The sequence below is a fragment of the Betaproteobacteria bacterium genome (genome assembly GCA_016709965.1).
Lineage (GTDB): Bacteria > Pseudomonadota > Gammaproteobacteria > Burkholderiales > Rhodocyclaceae > Azonexus > Azonexus amarohabitans.
Map to the genome: position 1 here is coordinate 1,513,510 of JADJLT010000001.1, position 21,186 is coordinate 1,534,695.

Annotated in this window: 18 protein-coding genes; 9 read left to right on the forward strand and 9 right to left on the reverse strand. The window is 59.3% G+C overall.

Translation table 11 applies throughout. The features are described 5' to 3' along the window. Positions 1–18: 18 nt before the first annotated feature. Positions 19–2,175 carry a diguanylate cyclase gene (locus IPJ12_07530; protein MBK7646992.1) on the reverse strand — a complete coding sequence of 719 codons (2,157 nt, stop codon included), beginning with the start codon at positions 2,173–2,175 and terminating at the stop codon, positions 19–21. 156 nt (positions 2,176–2,331) lie between these two features. Here IPJ12_07530 and dacB point away from each other — a divergent pair, with 156 nt between their 5' ends. From dacB to IPJ12_07555, 5 genes are all read left to right on the forward strand, one after another. Beyond that, entirely contained in the window at positions 2,332–3,771 is a 1,440-nt protein-coding gene (gene dacB, locus IPJ12_07535) for a D-alanyl-D-alanine carboxypeptidase/D-alanyl-D-alanine-endopeptidase (protein MBK7646993.1), read from the forward strand. After that, on the forward strand, positions 3,764–4,465 hold the full coding sequence (locus tag IPJ12_07540) for a hypothetical protein (GenBank protein ID MBK7646994.1): 702 nt from the start codon (positions 3,764–3,766) through the stop codon (positions 4,463–4,465). Before dacB ends, IPJ12_07540 begins: the two co-directional genes overlap by 8 nt. A gap of 208 nt (positions 4,466–4,673) precedes the next feature. Next, the gene (locus IPJ12_07545) at positions 4,674–6,896 is read left to right on the forward strand and encodes an EAL domain-containing protein (GenBank protein MBK7646995.1); all 2,223 of its coding nucleotides are present in this window, start codon (positions 4,674–4,676) and stop codon (positions 6,894–6,896) included. 31 nt (positions 6,897–6,927) lie between these two features. Continuing rightward, a complete protein-coding gene (locus IPJ12_07550) occupies positions 6,928–9,561 on the forward strand; it encodes a CHASE domain-containing protein (protein ID MBK7646996.1) in 2,634 nt (877 codons plus the stop codon). Between the two features lie 138 nt (positions 9,562–9,699). Continuing rightward, entirely contained in the window at positions 9,700–10,155 is a 456-nt protein-coding gene (locus tag IPJ12_07555) for a CopD family protein (GenBank protein ID MBK7646997.1), read from the forward strand. Positions 10,156–10,280: 125 nt separating this feature from the next. Here IPJ12_07555 and IPJ12_07560 read toward each other — a convergent pair whose 3' ends face one another. The 7 genes from IPJ12_07560 to IPJ12_07590 form a co-directional block, all read right to left on the reverse strand. Beyond that, a complete protein-coding gene (locus IPJ12_07560) occupies positions 10,281–10,700 on the reverse strand; it encodes a hypothetical protein (protein MBK7646998.1) in 420 nt (139 codons plus the stop codon). A gap of 3 nt (positions 10,701–10,703) precedes the next feature. Next, entirely contained in the window at positions 10,704–11,105 is a 402-nt protein-coding gene (locus IPJ12_07565) for a GNAT family N-acetyltransferase (protein MBK7646999.1), read from the reverse strand. Positions 11,106–11,191: 86 nt separating this feature from the next. Continuing rightward, on the reverse strand, positions 11,192–12,667 hold the full coding sequence (ubiD, locus tag IPJ12_07570) for a 4-hydroxy-3-polyprenylbenzoate decarboxylase (protein ID MBK7647000.1): 1,476 nt from the start codon (positions 12,665–12,667) through the stop codon (positions 11,192–11,194). Beyond that, entirely contained in the window at positions 12,664–13,326 is a 663-nt protein-coding gene (locus IPJ12_07575) for a cytochrome c (protein ID MBK7647001.1), read from the reverse strand. Before IPJ12_07575 ends, ubiD begins: the two co-directional genes overlap by 4 nt. Beyond that, positions 13,323–13,745, reverse strand: a complete 423-nt coding sequence (locus IPJ12_07580) for a cytochrome C (protein MBK7647002.1) — start codon at positions 13,743–13,745, stop codon at positions 13,323–13,325. Before IPJ12_07580 ends, IPJ12_07575 begins: the two co-directional genes overlap by 4 nt. Next, a complete protein-coding gene (ubiA, locus tag IPJ12_07585; GenBank protein ID MBK7647003.1) occupies positions 13,742–14,632 on the reverse strand; it encodes a 4-hydroxybenzoate octaprenyltransferase in 891 nt (296 codons plus the stop codon). The genes IPJ12_07580 and ubiA overlap by 4 nt, the downstream gene beginning before the upstream one ends. Before the next feature lie 124 nt (positions 14,633–14,756). Next, positions 14,757–15,518 (reverse strand): hypothetical protein, encoded by a 762-nt coding sequence (locus IPJ12_07590; protein MBK7647004.1) that lies wholly within the window; start codon positions 15,516–15,518, stop codon positions 14,757–14,759. 337 nt (positions 15,519–15,855) lie between these two features. On the opposite strand from IPJ12_07590, the gene IPJ12_07595 reads away from it, so the two are divergent. The 4 genes from IPJ12_07595 (at position 15,856) to IPJ12_07610 (ending at position 19,850) form a co-directional block, all read left to right on the forward strand. Beyond that, entirely contained in the window at positions 15,856–16,815 is a 960-nt protein-coding gene (locus IPJ12_07595) for a tyrosine-type recombinase/integrase (GenBank protein MBK7647005.1), read from the forward strand. Beyond that, complete coding sequence (locus IPJ12_07600; GenBank protein MBK7647006.1) at positions 16,812–17,786, forward strand: tyrosine-type recombinase/integrase; 975 nt, start codon at positions 16,812–16,814, stop codon at positions 17,784–17,786. The genes IPJ12_07595 and IPJ12_07600 overlap by 4 nt, the downstream gene beginning before the upstream one ends. Beyond that, positions 17,779–18,792: a site-specific integrase gene (locus tag IPJ12_07605; GenBank protein ID MBK7647007.1), complete on the forward strand. Its 1,014-nt coding sequence runs from the start codon at positions 17,779–17,781 to the stop codon at positions 18,790–18,792. The genes IPJ12_07600 and IPJ12_07605 overlap by 8 nt, the downstream gene beginning before the upstream one ends. A 458-nt stretch (positions 18,793–19,250) precedes the next feature. After that, a complete protein-coding gene (locus tag IPJ12_07610; GenBank protein ID MBK7647008.1) occupies positions 19,251–19,850 on the forward strand; it encodes a DUF4393 domain-containing protein in 600 nt (199 codons plus the stop codon). 263 nt (positions 19,851–20,113) lie between these two features. On the opposite strand, the gene IPJ12_07615 is transcribed toward IPJ12_07610, so the two are convergent. Next, a complete protein-coding gene (locus tag IPJ12_07615; GenBank protein MBK7647009.1) occupies positions 20,114–21,145 on the reverse strand; it encodes a prolyl oligopeptidase family serine peptidase in 1,032 nt (343 codons plus the stop codon). Between the last annotated feature and the right edge of the window lie 41 nt (positions 21,146–21,186).

Below are 21,186 nucleotides of genomic sequence, written 5' to 3' on the forward strand. Positions count from 1 at the left end.
GCAGGGCGCTAGTCCCGCTCAGGTGCGCTGATTGCTCAACGCTGGCGCCAGACGGTATGCGTTACGCCCGGCCTGTTTAACGGCGTAAAGCGCGGCATCGGCACTGGCCCGAATGCTATCCGGGTCTTCGCCGTGCTCAGGATATATCGCCACGCCGACGCTGGCCGAGATCGAGGCCTGACCGGCCCCGAGCAGAAACGGACGAGCCAACGCGATTACCACCCGCTGCGCAACCTCTTCCACTTCCTGCTGGCTGCCCACCTTGGGCAAAATGACGGCGAATTCGTCCCCCCCCAGGCGAGCCACGGTATCGGACTGGCGTACGGCCTGAACCAGGCGGTGCCCGGTTTCAACCAGCAATTCGTCACCAGCGGCATGGCCCAGCGTGTCATTGACCGCCTTGAAGTGATCAAGGTCGACATAGAACAAGGCAAACACTTCGTTGTAGCGCCGCGCCTGAGTCAGCGCCACCTGCAGCCGGTCATAGAACAAGCTGCGGTTGGGCAAGTCGGTCAGCGGATCGCTTTGGGCACGATGGCGAAGCAACTCCTCGACTTCCTTGCGTTGCGTAATATCGATGAAAGTCGCCACATGCCGGCCAACGCTCTCTGCCCCCTCGCCGCGGATGGACGAAATAGCCAGCCAGACCACATATATCTGGCCATCGGGGCGCCGATTCCACAGCTCTCCGGCCCAATGGCCGTCCTTGTCGAGGGCTTGCCACATGCCGGCAAAAAGGCCGGGCTCGTGGCGGCCAGCGCCAAGGATGGAGGGATCCTTGCCCAGCACTTCCTGTGGCCGATAGCCGGTAATCGCGGTAAATGCCGGATTGATCTGGATAATCCGGTTCTCGGCATCGGTCACGACGATGCCTTCCGCTGCACTCTCCATCACGGCAGCTGAAATCTGCAATGCCCGCTCATTTGCCAGCTTGTTAGTCACGTCACGAATACTGACAACGCATTGCGATAGGCTCGAACCACTCTCGATAGTCGCGACATGGACATCACCAGTCCGTACATGCGAGCCGTCGGATTCGGCAAAATGTAGCCGAATCATGGCCGACACCGGCTCGCCTCGCCCCAGTCGGGTCAGACGTTCCGTGGCAATCTGCCGATCCGGCTCATGAACAAAATCAAGAAATGACCGATTCAATAGCTGTTCGGACTGATGAAGCCCGATCATCGCTGCGGCCTGATCATTGGCGAAGGTAATGATAAAATCAGCGGAGCGCATGATGAGAATGGCGTTCTGGCTGGTTTCGATCACGGAACGATAACGTGCCTCGCTTTCGCTGATCCGACCTTCATTTTTCTTGCGTTCCGCGACTTCATCCAGCAGTTTCGCGTTCGCCAGGGAAAGAGCCTGGGTCCGCTCCGCAATCAGCCGTTCCTGCCCGGCAGTAACCGCCTGCAGACGAAGAAAATGGCGATGCGATCTCCTGATCACGTAATGCAGCAACAGCGCGACCACCATGCCGGCTGTACCCAGGGTCAGCAGCGCGCGTATGCGCTGGGTGCCGCGAATTTCGAGAATCTTCTGAGCCGGCATCGAAATACTGATGCCGCCACGAACATCCCCCAGCTTGTAACCCTGATCGGCATGGCAGGCCAGACAGGCCTCCTTGACATAAAGTGGCGCCATGTAGCGATGGGCCAACCCGCTTTCGGTGTCCAGCAACGACAGGATTTCGTGCTTTTGCCCCGTCGCGAATGCCTGCAGCCCTTTTGTCTCCCAGTCATCCGCCGCATTTGCCGGGCGTATGGGCTTCAGACTGGTGATATGAAATTTGACGCCATCGGCTTTCTCGGCAATTTCAGCGATCTGCCGCGTCATGAATGCGGGGTTGATCATGGTCAGGCGCTGCCCATCGGTCGTCACCAGATCACGCCTCGGATGATTCAGATAAGGGTTCGGTTGCGTCTCTTCGGTGACGGGCACATAAACACCGCCGTGCTGCGCGTTCCAGTCACGCGTCAATTCGACCAGTCGGAACAGCACACTGCCCCGCTCTCGCGCCAGACCTTCAAGGCTTTCGTCGATCTGGCGAAACTCCATCGAGATACCCAAAACACAGAGTATCGCCACGAGCAGATAAGCCGTCGCCACCCAAGCCCGATAGCCCAGAGTCAAAAAAACACGACGCTCAAGGGAAATCCCGACAGGGTCTTTCATGGAACAGGCAAAACGCCCTTTTTCTTTTAATTCACAAATATAACAATAGCACCAAAACAATTACTAATATAGAGCTTGCCTTCAATTCCATCTCATCTGCGATTGCCCTAGTGAATGGTAGGCTACGCCCCTTCGTCATATTTTCGAAGCGACACGATGTTACCTCGCCTACTTGTCACCCTGGCACTCGCCAGCCTGCCCCTGCTGACCATGGCCGATGGCCTGCCGCCCAATGTGCTGAAAGCACTCAAGGCGGCGCAGATTCCCGCCAGCAGCGTCGCCGTCACGGTGCAACCGGTCGATGCCGCCGCGCCGCTGGTCGCCCACAATGCCAGCCAGTCCATGAACCCCGCGTCGGTGATGAAACTGGTCACCACCTATGCCGCGCTTGACCTGCTCGGCCCCGCCTACAGCTGGAAAACCACGGTATGGACCGAGGCTGCTGCGGTCGACGGGAATTTAAGCGGAAATTTGTACATTCGCGGCAGTGGCGACCCGCGCTTCGCCATCGAGCATTTATCTGCCCTGCTCCGTCAGTTGCGCGTGCGCGGCATTCAGCAAATCAGCGGCGACATTGTCCTCGACCGTACCGCTTTCAACGTCCCGGCCATTGACCCCGGCGCCTTTGACGACAAGCCGATGCGACCTTACAACGTCGGGCCGGACGCTCTGCTGCTCAACTTCCGCGCGCTGCGCTTCACGCTGCAGCCCGATAACGGCCGGCCACGAGTGCTAATGGAAACGCCGAGCGACGGCCTGCGTATCGACAACCAGATGCGCGCCGGTAATGGCGACTGCGGCAGCAACTGGAAAGACCTGATCAATGTTCGACTGATACCTGAAAACAACGGCAACCGACTGGAATTTACCGGCACTTACGCCACGGCATGCGGCGAAAAGTCGCTCAACCTGTCGCCGCTGCCGGCGGATGCCCAGGCGGGCGGACTGATTCGTGCCTTGTGGAAAGAACTCGGCGGCAGCATCAGCGGGCAGGTTCGTAGCGGCACCGTGCCGCCGGGCGCCAGATTGCTCGCCCAGCACGAGTCGCCCCCGCTGGCGGATACGGTGCGCGATATCAACAAGTTCAGCAACAACGTGATGGCGCGTCAGGTTTTTCTGAGCATCGGTAATGATTCGGCGCCGGCAACCGATGAGCGCGCCAGACAGCGCATTGCTGACTGGCTGGCCGGGCGCAACCTGCGCTTCAACGAACTGGTGATCGACAATGGCTCCGGCCTGTCGCGCGTGGCGCGGATCAGCGCCGACAGCCTCAACCGCCTGCTGCTCGACGCCTGGAAAAGCCCGGTGATGGCGGAATTTGTGTCAAGCATGGCGATCGTCGGGATCGACGGCACCATGAAAAAACGGCTGAATGGTTCTGACGCCACCGGTCGCGCCCACATCAAGACCGGCACGCTCGATGGTGTCAAAGCGGCTGCCGGCTACGCCCTGGATGCGCAGGGTCGCCGTCATGCCGTAACTTTCTTGATCAACCATCCGCACGCCCAGGCCGGCGGTGCCGCCATCGATGCCCTGCTCGTCTGGGTTGCCCAGCGGCGCCTGGGCGAGAAGCCGCCGACGCTCGACAATGAGTGAACGCCAGATATTCCCTGCCGAAACCTTGAATGCAACCGGGCTTAACCGGCAGTTCGTGTTCGACCTGGCGGCGCTGCCCGCTGCCGTCAAAGCCACGCTGGGCGACACTGGCGGCTTTCGGCAACTGATCCTGCTCGGTCACGGTGGCCGGCGCCTGTGGGCGGCGGTCAAAGCCAGCGGCATTGCGAGCGAACACCCGATCGACGACTACACCGTGCACACCGTTGAAGCGTGGCTGGCCGACACCCTGCCCGGCCGCGCCTTTCGCATCGTTTACCCCGGCGAGCAGCCGGTCGGCCTGCAAGGACTCGGCAAGCTGGCCGGCTGGCACCATGCTTCGCCATTCATGATCGGGATCGATCCCGAATGGGGCAGCTGGTACGCCTACCGTGCCGTGGTACTGACGGATTCTGATTTTCTGCCTTTTTTTCCGGTTGACCGCGGCAATCCCTGTACCACCTGTTCCGGCCAGCCCTGCATCAGCGCCTGCCCGGTCGACGCGCTGGCGGGAGGCGAATTCAACCTGGAACGCTGCAGCCGATTCCGACTCACCGTCGACTCGCCTTGCGCCTTCGGCTGCCTGGCCCGCAACGCCTGCCCGGTCTCCCCCGAACATCGCTACGACGACGAACAAACCCGGCACAGCTACCAGCGCTCACTCGCCATGCTCAGGCAATACTTTCAGGTCGAATAAGCGTTCAACTCTCATCCGGAACACCAAGGATATGGCGAGATAGAGCGACGCCTGACTGCGCTACTTCACGGCCTTAAATCTGTCAATACTATCAATAACCAGATATAGCACAAAAATAAAATCTGAATTAGACTCGTCTCACCAAGCAATCGGTTTTAGCACCTGCCGGATTTGCAACTTTCCTTCCCGGCTGAAAACCTGAGGCACCATGAACTCCTCCCCCATCCGATCCAGCGAAGATGACCTACTGGAGTTTTCCGAAGAAGTAGTCACGTCGACACCCACTTGTGCGCCATGGCGCATACTCGCCGTCGACGATGATGCCGATTTTCAGGCTGCACTCGCTTTCTCGCTGAAGGACGCCACACTGCTTGAACGTCCGATCATGCTGACCCAAGCCTATAGCATGGCAGAGGCGGCACGCTTGCTGGCCAAGGGACCGGAATATTCTGTCGTCATAGCCGATGTAGTCATGGAGACTGAAGATGCCGGCCTGCGATTGGCCAAGGCCATCCGCGAAATGCTGGGCCATTTTGATACGAGGATCATCCTCCTGACCGGACAACCGGGGTTCGCGCCGATCGATTCCGTCATGAGTCGCTACGATCTGTCGGACTATTGCCTCAAATCGGACATCAATCGGCGCGGTATCAAGAACATCCTTACCGGCTCCTTGCGTGCTTATCGCGACATCGCAGCCATCAGCTTTGCGCGACGCAGCCTGAATCTGATACTCGAAACCTCCAACCGCCTGGTCGCCAAGCGAAAGCCCGAGGAAATTGCCAATATCGTGCTGCAGGAAATTACACGCATGCTGTCACTGCCACCCGAAGGGATCGTCTGCGTTCAATCCCAACCTACCGCCACAATCGATTCCAGGCAAATTCATATCATCGGTGCCGCCGGCCGACTGGCTACGCTCGTCGGTGCGACGCTCGCGGAGTTGGAGAGCCGGGAGATTTCCGATGCTCTCGTCACCGCCCTGCATCAACAACACGACGTCAACACCCGCAACGGCAGCGTGCTTTTCTTTCCGCCGCATCTGACTTTCGAGCATTACGCTGTCTACGTCGCCACCGGCCGGAAGTTGCAACAAACCGAATACGAGTTGATCAAGGTCTTCATCGACACTGCGGCACGCGGATTCGGCACAGCCAAGCTGCTTAACAGCCTGGAACGCCAGGCGTTCGTCGACCCGCTTCTCGACATCGGAAACCGCAACGCCATTCGGCGGGAAATTCAGCGAGCAATCGATAACCCGGAGGCGGCGCCACAGAACCTCTTGAATATCGATATCGACAATTTCAACGGCATCAATGCGGCCTTTGGCAGCGAACATGCATCGCAGCTACTGATCGCTGTTCGCGATGCAGTCCTCAAAGTCTTCCCACCGCCACATTTTGTCGCACGTGTCGCCCCAGACCTGTTCTATGTGATCGGGCCTGCTGAGCTGGTCGATTTTGAATCCGCCGAGCCGATTTTCGCGGCACCCCTGACCGTCGACGGAAACGAATACCTGATTACAGCTTGTTACGCCCTTGTCCCATTATCCGCGGCTGGTAGTACGCCAGAAGAGGTTCTGCGCGCCACCAATGCCAGCATGCGAGCGGCCAAAGCCAATGGCCCAGGCAGTCACCAGCGCTACAATCCGTCCCTGGAAGTCGAAGCCAAACGGCGCTTCGCGATCAGCTCGAAGCTTGCTCAGGCGCTATGCGGCAACGAATTGACCACACTCATCCAGCCACAGATCGACTTGACCACCGGCCGGATGATCGGCGGCGAAGTATTACTACGCTGGAACCACGCGGGGCATGCCACCCCGCCATCAGAATTCATTCCAATCGCCGAACAATCGGCACTTATCCACAAGATCGGCCAAGCCGTCATCGATCAGACCTTCGCCGCGCTGTCAGCACTTGCCCACGCCGGGCGCGAAGACGTGAGGCTCAGTATTAACGTCTCGCCACGCGAATTCGAAAACGAAGACTATGTCCGGGCGCTGCTGGCACGATGCGACGTAGCCGGCATCCCGCCGTCACGTATCGAACTGGAGGTACTGGAAACCGCGGTAATGACCCACTTTGACCGCATCTGCGGCCAGTTGGATCAGTTCCGTAAGGCAGGTGGACTTGTTGCGATCGATGACTTCGGCACCGGGATGTCCTCCCTGGCCTACCTGATGGAACTACCGCATGACCGGATCAAGATTGATCGCAGCTTTATCTCCAGGCTTCAATCCGGAACCACCAGCCAGCGCCTGACGGGAATGATCATCGATCTTGGCCGAAGCATGAACAAGACGGTCATCGCCGAAGGTGTCGAAACCGCAGCACAGGCCGACTGGCTGCTGGCCCGCGGTTGCCAGCAGGCCCAGGGCTGGCACTATGCGCGAGCCATAAGCCTCGATGAGTTCATCGCCTTCCGCCGCTGACCGCCCAAAGGGATCAACCGCAGGCACACGTGTGCCGACAGGCCTTCCCATGGGGATCAACGCTGTCCTGCTGGCAATCATTCTGGCGCTTGCCCTGCTTGGCACAGAAATTACCCGGCGCATCAACGATACGGAAGCCCGGGCGCGCATGGACGAAATTACAACGCGTGTCGCCCGTCGGATCGCCGAGCGAATGAACCTCTACCAGTACGGCCTGCGCGGCCTGAGTGCCAGCATTCAGGCCGTTGGTTTCGACCGCTTCTCTCGAGAGCACTTCGCCCGTTATAGCCGCGCCAGGAACATCGAGAGCGAATTTCCCGGCGCGCGAGGTTTTGGCGTGATCAGGCGTGTCCCTGCCGAAGAAACGGCATCCTTCATCGCTGCCGCACGCAGCGATGGCCGCCCCGCCTTCACCCTGCGCGAAATCGAACCCAACCCGGCCGAACGCTGGGTTATCCAATACATCGATCCGGAGTCGAACAACTTGGGCTCCGAAGGCCTTGACATTGCGTCTGAACCCAACCGGCGCGAAGCCGCCGAGAATGCCGTCGAGTCCGGCGAGCCGACGCTCACACAACCCATCACGCTAGTTCAGGCCGGCGGCAAGAAGGAATCCGCGTTCCTGCTGCTTCGCCCCAATTACCGAACGGGCAAGCTGCTCGACTCTCCGCAGGCGCGCCGGGCAGCCGCCTTCGGACTGAGCTTCAGCCCACTTCTGATCGACGAAGTGCTCGCCAAAGTCGACCTTTACGCCCAGGAAATCTCCTTCTCGCTCGACAGCCTGAATAAAGACGGCGCAGCGAAGCGTTTCTATCAAACACCGGGCTTCGCGCCGTCCAGCAGCAATATGTCGACGACGCGTCCCATCAGGCTATTCGGCGTCGAATGGGTGCTGAGCATGCACGCTACCCCCGCATTTTTCGAACGCCTCAATCATGTGGCCCCCAAAATGGTGGGCCTCCTCATTGCCCTGGCACTCACCGGTGCACTCCTCTCAGCCAACCTTTTTCTGCTGGCCCGCAAACGTCGGGCACAGTTGCTCGGCAGCCAGATCAAACTCGCAGCGATAGTCGAAAGCTCGAACGACGCCATTATCGGCAAATCGATCGAAGGCATTGTCTCAAGCTGGAACCGAGCGGCCGAAGAAATGTTCGGCTACCCTGCCGCGGAAGCCATCGGACATTCAATCGCCAGCCTGATCGTTCCCGACTCTTTGCAAGAAGATGAGAAGGCCATCCTTGCGAAACTGCAGCGCGGTGAAAAAATCGCCAACTTCATCACCCGGCGCAAACGCAAGAATGGCAGTGAGGTTGAGGTTTCCGTATCGATATCGCCGATCTTCGACTCGAACGGGCAGATCGTAGGGGCCTCCAAAACCGTACACGATGTTACTGAACAACAGTTGGCAGCACGCCATATCAATGACCTCAACACAACACTCGAACAACGCGTCGCCGAACGAACGGCGCAACTGGAAGAGGCGCGCAGCGCGCTGCATACTGTCCTGGATGCCATGCCGTCGATGGTTGCGTATTGGGACCGGAACTGCATCAACCGTTTCGCGAACCGGGCCTACTTGGAATGGTTCGGCGTATCGCCACGCGACCTGTATGGCACGCACATCCGAAAGCTTCTCGGCGACAGCCTGTACGAACGCAATATGCCCTATATCAGCAGGGCGCTACAGGGCGAGGTACAAACCTTCGAACGCGACATACCGCGACCGGATGGAAAGGGTATCCGCCACTCCATCGCACACTATCTGCCCAATGTGGTCGAGCAGTCGGTCGAGGGATTCTATGTCATCGTCCATGACGTCACTGAATTGATCGACAGCCGGAACCAGCTGCAGCAGGCTCGGGAACAGCAACTCCGGATGGACCGCCTGGCCTCGCTCGGCCTCATGGTGGCCGGCGTCGCCCACGAATTGAATACGCCGCTGGGCGCAGCGATGCTGACCCTCGACCGACTTTCGGAAGCGCTGGCCCAGTTCAAGACAGCCATGGAAGCAGGGCTTCGAAAATCCGACGTACAGCGCCTTTCCACGGAATTCGACGATGGCCTGGCGATGACCTCACGCTACCTCTCGCGCGGCGCCGAAATCATTCGTCAGTTCAAGCAGGTTGCCAGCGACCGGGCCGGCGCCGAGCGTCGCGTATTCGTCGCCAACGAAGTCGTCCGCGACGTGATCCATCTGATGGATAGCCAGATCAGGAATGGCGCAGTTAAAGTTGCGCTCGACCTTCAAGCCGATATCGAACTGGACAGTTACCCCGGTGTTGTGGGTCAGGTCCTGCAAAACCTTGTGCAGAATGCGCTCGTCCATGCCTTCAACACCGATGCATCAGGGGTCATCAAGATTTCGATGCATACCACCCCGGCCAGCGACTCCATTACCTTGACCGTCACTGACGACGGCAAGGGGATACCGGAACCCCTGCGGGAGCGGATCTGGGACCCCTTCTTCACGACACGCCGAGGCGAAGGCGGTACCGGGCTTGGCCTGCATATTGTCCAGCGCATGGTCACTGAGCTGCTTGGCGGCGCCATCGCTCAAGGCCGGCCGCAGCAAGGCCATGGCTGCGAGTTCGTGGTGACGATCCCCAAGCATGCACCGCTCGCCAGCGAAGAAGCCGCATCCCCGACTACCGCAAACCATACTTAGGCCAGCCCGCAATGGCGATTGATCGACCTGCGTCAATCCGCGCAGATTCGCGCTTCAATGGCTGCACGCAATCAACGGCCATTCTGCCGGGGGCAGTCCACTCGAATGGCCTAAAATGGGGCTTTCCGGGAAACAAAAATGCGCTCATTCCTCCTCTTCATTCATCTCGCCGGTGTCATCGTCTGGGTCGGCGGCATGTTCTTCGCCCATTTCTGCCTGCGCCCGGAAGCGGCCGCGCAATTGCAACCACCGCAGCGCCTGCCCTTGCTGGCCGGGGTACTGGGGCGCTTTTTCTCATCGGTGGCCGTTGCCGTCGGCGCCATCCTGCTGTCCGGCCTCGGCCTGATCCTGCCGGTCGGCATGGTGCATGCCCCCTGGCCATGGCACCTGATGCTGACCAGCGGACTGGTCATGAGCGGGATATTTGTCTATATCTACGGTTTGCTTTTTCAGCGCATGCGGGCCGGCGTTGCCGCGCAGGACTGGCCGACAGCTGGTGCGGCGATGAACCGCATCCGCCCGCTGGTCGCCTTCAATTTGCTGCTGGGCGCGCTGACGGTGGCCGTCGCCCTCCTGGGGCCGATGCTGACCTGAAAGCCACCCGAAAAACGCTCACCCGGAAAATTTCAATTTCCCGCGTTTTTTCCGGTTGACCGTGGCAGTCCATGTGCACTGGTCGCCACCAAAAATCTGGCACCAGTAATAGCGAATTTACCCGCCTAAACGCCGATCGGGCGCTCGTTGAACAGCGCTATCCAGCCGCGAATCACGCGGTAGCCGACCCACAGGCCGAGAATCGCAATCAGTATCCACGCGAGCGGAATGCCGATGATGGTGATGATGAGCAGGCCGTAGAAGACCATGCCGAGAAAGGTGAACCAGAAGGTGCGGATCTGCCAGCGGAAATGGCTTTCGAGCCAGGTACCGTTAACTTCGCTGCGCTTCAGATAGTTGAGAAAAACCGCGCACAGCGATGGCAGGCCAAAGACAAAGCCACCGGCCACCGTCGCCGCCGAGGTAATGCCGACCAGCACGGCAATGGCGTGCAGCCCGTAAATGAAATGCGTCAATTGAACCAGCGAGGCGCGGACACCTTGCACATCGGGGGTGGAATTTGGTGGCGGCACAGGTTCCTGCATGTTTCAGTCCTCGGAAAGGTATTTCTGCATCAACAACGCATTGCCGGCTTGGGGATCAAGCACGTAGGGTGCAAAGCCGAACGCCACATAGGATGCCATTGCTCTGGCGTTGTTGGATAGCACTTCCAGCGTCAGCTTGCAGCAGCCGAGCTGGCCAGCCCGCGCCTCGGCCCAGGCCAACAGCGCCTGACCAATGCCGCGACCGCGCACACTTTGATGCACCACGATGTCATGCACGTTAAGCAACGGCCGCGCGGCGAACGTTGAAAAGCCGGCAAAACAGTCGATCAACCCGACCGCCTCGCCATCGAGCCAGGCCAGCGCACCGTGAAAACCCGGCACTTGCCGGATGGTTTCGACCAGATGCAGCTTGGCGTAATCGGAAAGGCCATCGCCGCCGCCCATCGGGTCGCTGGCGTAATGATCGAGCAGCTGCAACCAGATTTCGGCCTGCTTCAGGTCGGACAAATCGAGCACTTCAACCGTCAGGCTCAAAGGCCCAGCTCCTGCCACATGGCATCCACTTTCTTCTTGATGCCGTCATCCATGACAATCGGCCGCCCCCATTCGCGCGTCGTTTCACCCGGCCACTTGTTGGTCGCATCCAGCCCCATTTTGGAACCGAGGCCGGCGACCGGACTGGCGAAATCGAGGTAATCAATTGGCGTGTTGTCCACGAGCGTCGTGTCACGCATCGCATCCATGCGCGTCGTCATCGCCCACACCACCTCCTTCCAGTCGCGGATGTCGATGTCGTCGTCCACCACGATGATGGTCTTGGTGTACATGAACTGGCGCAGGAAACTCCAGATGCCGAACATGATGCGCTTGGCGTGGCCGGGGTAAGCCTTCTTGATGCTGACGATGGCCATCCGGTACGAGCAGCCTTCCGGCGGCAGGTAGAAATCGACTATCTCCGGGTACTGCTTCTGCAACAGCGGCACGAAGACCTCGTTGAGCGCGACGCCGAGCACTGCCGGCTCGTCGGGCGGCTTGCCGGTGTAGGTGCTGTGGTAAATCGGGTCGCGGCGCATGGTGATGCGCTCGATGGTGAATACGGGAAACTCGGCCTGCTCGTTGTAGTAGCCGGTGTGGTCGCCGTACGGCCCTTCGAGCGCCATTTCACCGGGATGAATGACACCTTCCAGCACGATTTCGGCCGAGGCCGGCACTTGCAGGCCTGAACCAAGACATTGCGTCAGCTCGGTCTTGCCGCCGCGCAGCAGACCGGCGAACTGGTATTCCGACAGCGAATCGGGCACCGGCGTCACGGCACCGAGGATGGTCGCCGGGTCACAGCCGAGCACCACCGCCACCGGGAAAGGCTGGCCGGGATTAGCCAGCTGATGCTCGCGAAAATCCAGCGCGCCGCCACGATGCGCCAGCCAGCGCATGATCACCTTGTTTGGCCCGAGCACCTGCTGACGGTAGATGCCCAGATTCTGCCGGTTCTTGTGCGGGCCTTTGGTGACGACCAGGCCCCAGGTAATCAGCGGCGCTACATCGCCCGGCCAGCAATGCTGGATCGGCAGGCGTGACAGATCGACATCCTTGCCCGCCCACACCACTTGCTGACAGGGTGCGTTCGACACTTTTTTCGGCGCCATGTTGAGCACTTGCTTCAGAATCGGCAGCTTGTCCCAGGCATCCTTCAGCCCCTTGGGCGGCTCCGGTTCCTTCAAGTAGGCGAGCAGTTTGCCGACTTCGCGCAGCGCCTGAACCGACTCCTCGCCCATGCCCAGCGCCACCCGTTTCGGCGTGCCGAACAGGTTGGCCAGCACCGGCATATCGTGGCGCTTGCCGCCGGTCGTCGGCTTCTCGAACAGAATGGCCGGCCCTTCCGCCCGCAGCACGCGGTCGCAGATTTCGGTCATTTCAAGGTGCGTATCGACCTCGACACCGACGCGCTTCAGTTCACCGGTCTTTTCCAGTTGCGACATGAAGTCGCGCAGATCGTGATATTTCATCGGATTCGATAAGCCTTGTGACATTGGGCGCAACTGCCGGTCAATTGCGGCAGTAATGCGGTGGCGGTCGCCTGGTCGCCGGTGAGGGCAACGGTGGCAAAGTCGCTGGCGGCCTTGTAGCCTTCAAAGGCCATGCTCTGCATTTCTGCAGCCATATACGGTTCGGGCTGCGCTGCGCTGGGCAGCCGGCGGTGGTTGCCCCAGACCGCCACGCCGAGCCGATTCTGGGCGATCTCGCCGGCCTGTTTGGTTTTGCCCGCATTCATCAGCTGCAGGACAGAATCGAGGGCTGCCATCCGGTCACGCATCTCGGCCCGCAAGGCCAGGCGTGCCGGTGAAGGCATATTCACCAGCTCACGATTATCTTTGGGTGTTTCGATCACCTTCGGTAAAAACTTGTCCGTCATGGCGGGAAGTTTTGGCGCAGGCTTGGGCTGCTTCTCGGCAACGACAGGGGCCTTTTTCGGCTTGACCACGCGCTTCGTCGGCTTCGTCGGCTTCGCCGCTTTACCCGGCTTTACGGGCTTGGCCGCTTTCGCATGCGAGTGGCGAGCCACCACCGGCTTTTGCGGGGACTTCTTCGCGCTCTCGGTCTTGCCGAGCGCCCCCGATGCGAGAACAGCGCAAGTCAGGCCGAGAATCAGGCGCGCCGGCTTCATCGCGTCCGGTATGAGAAATGACAGGCGATGCAGGCCGAGGTCAAATTAGGCAGCAGCGCCAGCGCCTTGTCACGATCACCGCCCTTGGCCACCGCGGCAAATTCGCTGGCCGCCTTGTGGCCATCCATGCCGATCCCGTGCATGGCCGGTGGCATGTGCGGGCCGGGCCGGGCGTCAAACGGTTTGTCGCGGTGCTTGCCCATGGCCGAGCGGCCGAGTTTCGATTCGGCCACCTCGCCGGCTTCCTTTACCTTGCCGGCGGCCATCAGTGAAAGCACTTCGTTGACCGCCACCAGATTGTCGAGCATTTCCAGACGCAGGCTTTCCTGGGCCGGCGCCGGCAATTTAACCCATTCTCGCGCATCGTCGGCCGTTGCCGCGGTCGACAGGAAAAACAGGGCAAAAATGAAATTTTTCATCCAAGAGTCCTTCCAGACACCAGAAAATCGACAACGATACCGGCAAAGATGGCGCCACCTACCCAGTTGTTATGCAGAAACGCCTTGAAGCACGGCATCCGTTCGCGGCCGCGAATCCACGTGTAATGCACCCCCATGATGCCCGCCGCCACCAGCAGCCCTGCGTAGAAAGCCGCCCCCATGTTCAGTGAATGACCAACGCCACCAATGATGAGCAAGGTCGCCGCGTAGCACGCCATCACCGCCGCCACGTCAAAGCGGCCAAAGGTGATGGCGGAAGTCTTGATGCCGATTTTCAGGTCATCCTCGCGGTCGACCATGGCGTATTCGGTGTCATAAGCCACCGCCCAGAAGACGTTGGCGAGCAGCAGCCACCACGCCTCGGCGGGTACGCCATCAAGGTGAGCCGCATAGGCCATCGGAATGCCAAAACCGAAAGCGATCCCGAGATAAGCCTGCGGGATGGCAAAAAAACGTTTGGTGAATGGATAACTGGCAGCCAGGAAGATCGCCGGCACCGACAGCCAGATGACCAGCGGCCGGCCGAGCAGCAGGACCAGCGCAAAAGCGCACAGTGAAAGCGCTGCAAAGAGAGCCAGCGCCTCGCGGGTCGTCACCTTGCCGGCAGTCAGCGGGCGCTCTTTGGTTCGCTCGACATGCTTGTCGAAATCGCGGTCAGCGTAATCGTTGATGACGCAACCGGCCGACCGCATCAGCACGGTGCCCAGCACGAAAACCCAGACCACGATCCACTCCGGCTTGCCCAGCGCGGACAGCCACAAGGCCCACAGCGTCGGCCAGAGCAGCAGCAGAATACCGATCGGCTTGTCGAGCCGCATCAGCTTTTCGTAGAGATCGAGTTTTTCCTTGAGGGCTGGCCAGTTCATGGATGTCATTTTACCTTGCATACCCGGCGCCGATGTCATGAGCCGTGCCGGGCGCGTCATTCCCCGCCAACCAGGAAGGCGAAGCGCACGCAGAACCTCACGCTGACTCGCGTCGGCAGTATGATCAGCCGGCGCTGAGCCGCACCGATTGCTGCCAGGCCACCACCACCTGCCCGGCATGGGCGAGGATGGCCTGATAGCGCTCCTGCGGCAGGGCATGGCGCAGCGAGGCGAAAAGCTGCTGCGTGCCCTCCTGCGCCATCGGCGATTTCGGCGCAATATCGGAAAGCAGGCCGATCTGGATATTGGCCAGCGCATCGGCCAGCAGACGCCAGCCCAGCTCGGGCATTTGCTGATTGAGCGCCAGCATCATACTGCCCAGTGGCTGGACAATGCCCTGCACCTGCTCCGCCGTCTCGCACGCCGCCATCGCGTGCCACAGCGCAAGATGAATGCCGCGCCGCAGATCGACCTTGAAGTCGATGGCATCGGACTCGACTTCTTCGATCTGTGCGAAATACTGCTGGAAAAGCATGTCATCGCGCGCATCCAGGCGTGTCCGCAAGCCGCCGATCAGCGCCGTCAGCGAGTGAATCGCATCAAGGTTGAAGGCCTGCGTATATGCCAGCCCCCATTGATCGAGGCCGCTGATCAGCATGGCCAGGCGCAAGGCCCGCGCCTCATCGCTGGCCGCCGCCTGGCACCAGTCAAAACAATGGGCCGCCACCTCGCCCAGTACACCGACATCCGGCGCCGCATCAGCCGTCGCCGCCTGGCGAAACGCCCCGGCAAAAACATCCTGCGCCATCCGCGCAGCCAGCCGCTGGGTATCGGCATTGGCCAGTTTGGCAAGTTGATCAGCGGGAATCTGGGCAGCAGTCGTCATGGCGAATCGAATCGGGAGAAAAGTCCGCCATTTTAACGGTGGGGCGATTGCTGCGGTTGACCGGAAAAAATGACCGAAAATGAAATATTTCAGGTTGCGATGCGATGCCGCCTTGATGCCTGCTCGATATGTTATTACCTGCCATCAGGCAGATTCCGGCCATTATGGAAAGCTTTTCATAATGGCCGTTATGCAAAGCTGATGATTATGGAAAGTGGCCGAGACAGGTAGGGCCAAGAGGTAGGTAACAAGGGAATCGGCAAAGGTTCATGTAGTCGAGTTCTCGACATAATTTATGCGGTCGTCTGAAGTGGTGGTCCCACTTCAGGAGACCATTATGAACCACACGACCGAGCATCATTCCGCGTCAGGCGCACGGCAACTGGCGGCGATGGCGGGCCACATCACCAGAGAGCTGAGTCGCTACGACGTACATCTTCGTGATGTGCGCGGCTTGGCCGCTGGCACCCGCAAGCACTGCACCCGTATCGTGGGACGTTTACTGCACCGGAAATTCGCAAAGCGACCTATCGAGATCGCCAAACTGCGACCGGATGACATTCGCGAATTTCTTGCCAGCCAACTTGATGCATACCAGGCGCCGTCCCAAGCATCGAAACTGGCAGCGGCACTGCGAAGTTATTTGCGTTACCGAACCACCTGCGGCGACCAGGTTGGCGCACTGCTTGCGGTCATTCAGAACCCGGTGCACTGGAGTTTGGCGACATTGCCACGGGCCCTGACGCCGGAAGAAGTTGAGCGCTTGCTGACGTCTTGTACAACCGCCTATCGTTGGCCGAAACGCAGCTACGCCATCGTGCGCTTTGCCTTGGACTTGGGATTGCGTGCCGGCGAGATCGCCCACCTCAAGATCAATGACATCGACTGGCATGCCGGCACTGTCACGTTGAAAGGTACCAAGTCGCTACGACAGGACGTTCTGCCGTTGCCCATGGAAACTGGACAAGCACTGGCTGACTATCTGCAACACGAGCGTCCATTCACCCCTCATCCTGCCGTTTTTGTCCGGAAACTCGACGCACAAGATCACGTCATGACGTCGATGGCGGTCCAGAAGGTGCTCAAGCACGCCTGCCAACGAGCGGGTCTGATGCACAGCAGCGGACATGCACTTCGGCACACCGTGGCCTGTCGTATGGTCGAGAACGGCAGTTCGCTCAAGGAAGTGGCCGACGTGCTGCGCCACCGTTCGCTGAACACGACACTTATCTACGCCAAGCTCGACACACCCAAGCTAGCCGCCGTTGCGTTGCCGTGGCCGGGTTGTACATCATGAGTGCGCGAATTGGCTTGCAGAAACGCATCGACGACTATGTTGCTGAACGGCACCGCTTGGGATTCCAGGTGCACTCGCGCCATACATTCCTGACCAGCTTTGCCAACTATGTTGCTGCTCAGGGCCATCGCGGGCCGCTGACGATCGACCTGATGATGGCTTGGGCGCGACAGGACAAGTGGCAGCGAGGCACGCCCGCTACCTGGGCCGCTCGCCTTGCCCGACTGAGGCATTTCATCCTCTATCTGAAGCAGTTCGAGCAGGATACCGAAGTACCCGATGAACGGACCTTCGGTCCGCAAGCAGGACGCGTGGCCCCGCACATTTACCATGAAGCGGAGATCATGGAATTGCTGGCCGCTGCCCGCAAGCTTGGCCCACGGGGCAGCGTACGTCCAGACACCTACGAGACGTTGTTCGGCCTGATGGCATCCACCGGGTTGCGTGTATCCGAGGCGATTCATCTGCGCGATGCCGATGTTGACCTCACTCGCGGGATGCTGACCGTGCGGCAAACCAAGTTTGCCAAGTCGCGCCAGTTGCCATTGCACCCCAGTACCGTCGCTGCTTTAGCGCGCTACCGGCGGCTGCGCGCCAGGCATGTTTCCACGACGAAAGAAATGCCGTTTCTCATCGGCAGTCGTGGTCGACGCCTGGGGCAACCAATTGGTGCTCGCCAAGCCCATCGTGTCTTCAACGCACTGCGTGACAGTCTGGGTTGGGTCAATCGTGGGGCGCATGACTCACAACGCCTTCATGATTTACGGCACACCTTTGCCGTCAGGCGTTTGATGCTCTGGCATGCCGAGGGCACTGATATCGAGCAGATGATGCTGGCCTTGTCGACCTATCTTGGGCACGCCAAGATCGTTCACACCTACTGGTATCTCACGGCTGTTCCGGAATTGATGGCACTGGCCGGCGGCAAGTTCGAACGCTTCGCCAATTGTGAAGGAGACGGCGATGCTTAAAGAATCCAAACAGCCGCCGTCATTTGCCGCACTGGTCCAAGCCTATTTCACCGAGTACCTGACTCAACAGCGGGCCCTCAGTCCGCAAACCATTGCGGCCTACCGTGATGCCTTCATGTTGTTTCTCGCCTTTGCAGAATCCCGGCTGAGCAAGTCGCCAACAGACATGAAACTGGCGGACGTGACGCCCGACCTGCTCATGGCGTTCCTCGACCATCTGGAACGTCAGCGGCACAACTCAGTGCGTAGTCGCAATGCGCGACTGGCCGCGCTACGATCCTTCCTGAAGTTCGCTGCCCATCGCGATGTATCGTCAATGCAGGTGATTGAACGCGCACTGGGCGTTCCTGTGAAACGCTTTGAGCGCCCGATGTTTGGCTATCTGTCCCGCGAAGAGATGTTGGCCGTGATTGGATCGCCCAATGGAACGTGGTTGGGTCAGCGTGATCACCTGCTATTTCTGCTGATGTACAACACCGGCGCCAGGGTGTCGGAGATGATCGGTATCAAGGTCAGTGATGTCGTACACGACGACAGCGCCGCGTGTGTACATCTGCATGGGAAGGGTCGAAAGCAACGCAGCGTTCCGCTCTGGCAATCGACGGTGAAGGCGGTGCGGGCTTGGTTGCGGTTGAATTCACCGTTCGACACGGCATCACCTTTGCTGCCAAATCGCAACGGCCACGTGATGACGCGTGCCAACGTGACCCTGCGATTGACCTTGGCCGTTCAGTCCGCCTCATCGGCCCAGCCGAGTTTGGCAAATCGGCATATATCTCCGCACGTGATCCGGCATACGACGGCAATGCATTTGTTGCAGTCCGGCGTCGACATCAGCGTCATCGCACTTTGGCTGGGTCATGAAAGTCCCCTGACCACGCATCAGTACGTCGAGGCAGACTTGGCCATGAAGGAGCGCGCCTTGGCCAGACTCCACGAACCTGCGGCCAAGATCCAGCGCTATACGGCACCTGACTCGCTGCTCGCCTTCTTAAGAAGGCTTTGATTATGTGAAGCGAAAAAATGGCACCAGCCGCTCAGCAGTGGCGGTTGGCGTCCTCTAAAACAGGCCACTTTCCATAATCATCAGCTTTGCATAACGGCCATAACCGGTCCCTGAAGAAAGCCCCGCATAGCGGACGTTGGATCTGTCCGTATGATTTCTGATTGATAAGGAGAGCCGCGTCGGATAATCTCCATGTCATTCAAAATCTTGCGGGAGATTCTTGGTGGCTGATGACGAAAAGGCTGGGTCTGTTACCGAAATCGCCAAAGCGATTGGAGAAATCGTCGATAAGGTAGGTGCCTGTCTATCAAGACGCTGTTCAACCGGCTGCAAAGGAAATTGGGAAGGGACTTCAAGTTGTCGCCAAGGCTGTTAACGCAGCACTGATACCAGTCGAAGGTTTGATCTGAGGTGTAGAACAGATTCGGGACTTTGTGAGAGACCGCGTCGCAAAAAAATTGGAAGCTATCCCGCCTGAAGACATTCAGCAACCCAAAGCGCATATCGCAGTGCCGGCAATTGACGCGTTACGTTACACCGGAACAGAAGATGGATTGTCAGAGTTATATGCGAATTTACTTGCCACTTCTATGGACAAGGCCACCGCATATCGCGCCCATCCAGGCTTTGTAGACATGATTAAGAACATGTGCCCTGACGAGGCCCGGATAATGAGGTTCTTTGCAGCAACGCCATTTTCCGCGCTTGTGAATATCAAATCAGTTTCAAATGCTGATGGCAGCTTTCAGGTCGCGAACCGGCATGTCTCGCTTATAGGCATAGACTCCCAATGTCAGTTTCCAACACTTACCGCAAATTACCTCGACAATTTGGAGCGCTTAGGCCTCGTCAGGATTGAAACAATGCTGCGTATCCAAAGTGAGGCGCTGTACGCACGCATAGAGGAATACCCGCAAATCAAGGAGATCATTGAAGACTTAAGAAAAATTGAGGGCCGAACAGTCGAGGTTGAGAAGATTCGTCTAGCCGTTACCGACCTAGGGCAGCAATTCATTCGGTCGTGTGTAATTGACAAAGATGCGCAACCACGAAGCTAACACGGAACCCCACCGGGCCTAAGCGAAACGCTAAGCAGCGCAGGTGACCTCCACGATCTAAGTCCGCTTTCCAAATTTCGGTATGCCCGCTTTGGGCTGCCCAACAGCCATTCGGCATGGCCCGATCAGGGCCTTGGAAACACATCCTTACCTTGTTGAGTTGGGACCATAAGCTTGCCGACGCAGCAATATTTTCCCTCCCAGAACACGATCTGCCAGCGCTTACTGCATCGCCAGCTGGCGAGAGAGAAGCCTGCCCTTCATTAGTCAGCCGCCTTGGCGAATTGCTTCGCAACAAACGACCAGATCATCCGCGAGGCATCCGGCCCTTTCGGATCACTGTAAGGCTGCCCGGCGGCGCCACCGCTCCAGGCGTGCCCGAGCCTGTCGATTTCACACAAGGTCGCGATCAGGCGGCCGCTTTTTCGATAGTCGGTAATATTGGCTGCGTAACGGGCGCCGCGCTGCACCTTGCGCGGCTTGCTGGCTTTTGCGCCGACCCGCTCGCCCCAGCGCATGGCCGCCTCCCGCCCGTTCCCCGGCGCTACGACATGGTCCATGGCGCCGTGTATGACCAATAGCGCAGGTAGTCTCACATCGGGCGGAACCGGCGGCAGGGGCGAAGTTGTCACGCTTTGTCCGAACATGGCCTTGATGGCGCTGGCCGATGAATGTGCGACGCCTGGCGCGATGCCCGAATGCATGGCGATGGCGCGAAAAAGCTTTGGATGGTGGGTGGCCAGCAGCACGGCCATACCGGCGCCGGCCGAGATGCCGGCGAGCGCAATCCGGCTGCGATCGACGGCTTGCGTCAGGCAGATCTGTTCGATGGCGGCGTTGATCGAATTGGCTTCGGCTTGCGCCCGGCCGGTACGCGTGTCGTACCAGTTCCAGCAGCCTTGCATATTCGACAGGCGGTCCTGCTCGGGATAGAGCACAAAAAAGCGTTCGCGAGCGGCGATCATGTTCATCCGGCTGCTGACCGCCAGCGCTTCTGCATCCTGCCCGCAGCCGTGCAGCATGACCAGCAAGGGTCGTCTCTCGTTGCGGCGCACACCCGGTGGCTTGTAGAGCCAGTAACGGCGAGGCCCGGCGGCTCCGATGGCCATGCCGCTCATCCAGTTGGCTGATGGCGCCATGGCTTTTTTGGCGGGCTTGCGCTTGGCGGCCAGTGGCGCAGCTCGCAAGCTCTCCTTGATCACTTTGGTACCGGCCCGCATCGCCGTCCGCGTCATTGTCTTGAATACGTTCTGGAATGATCGGCTCAAAGCCGTCTTCTTGATGCGTCTAGCCATGTCATGCCTTTCGATCCGGTTTGATCACTCACATCAATTAT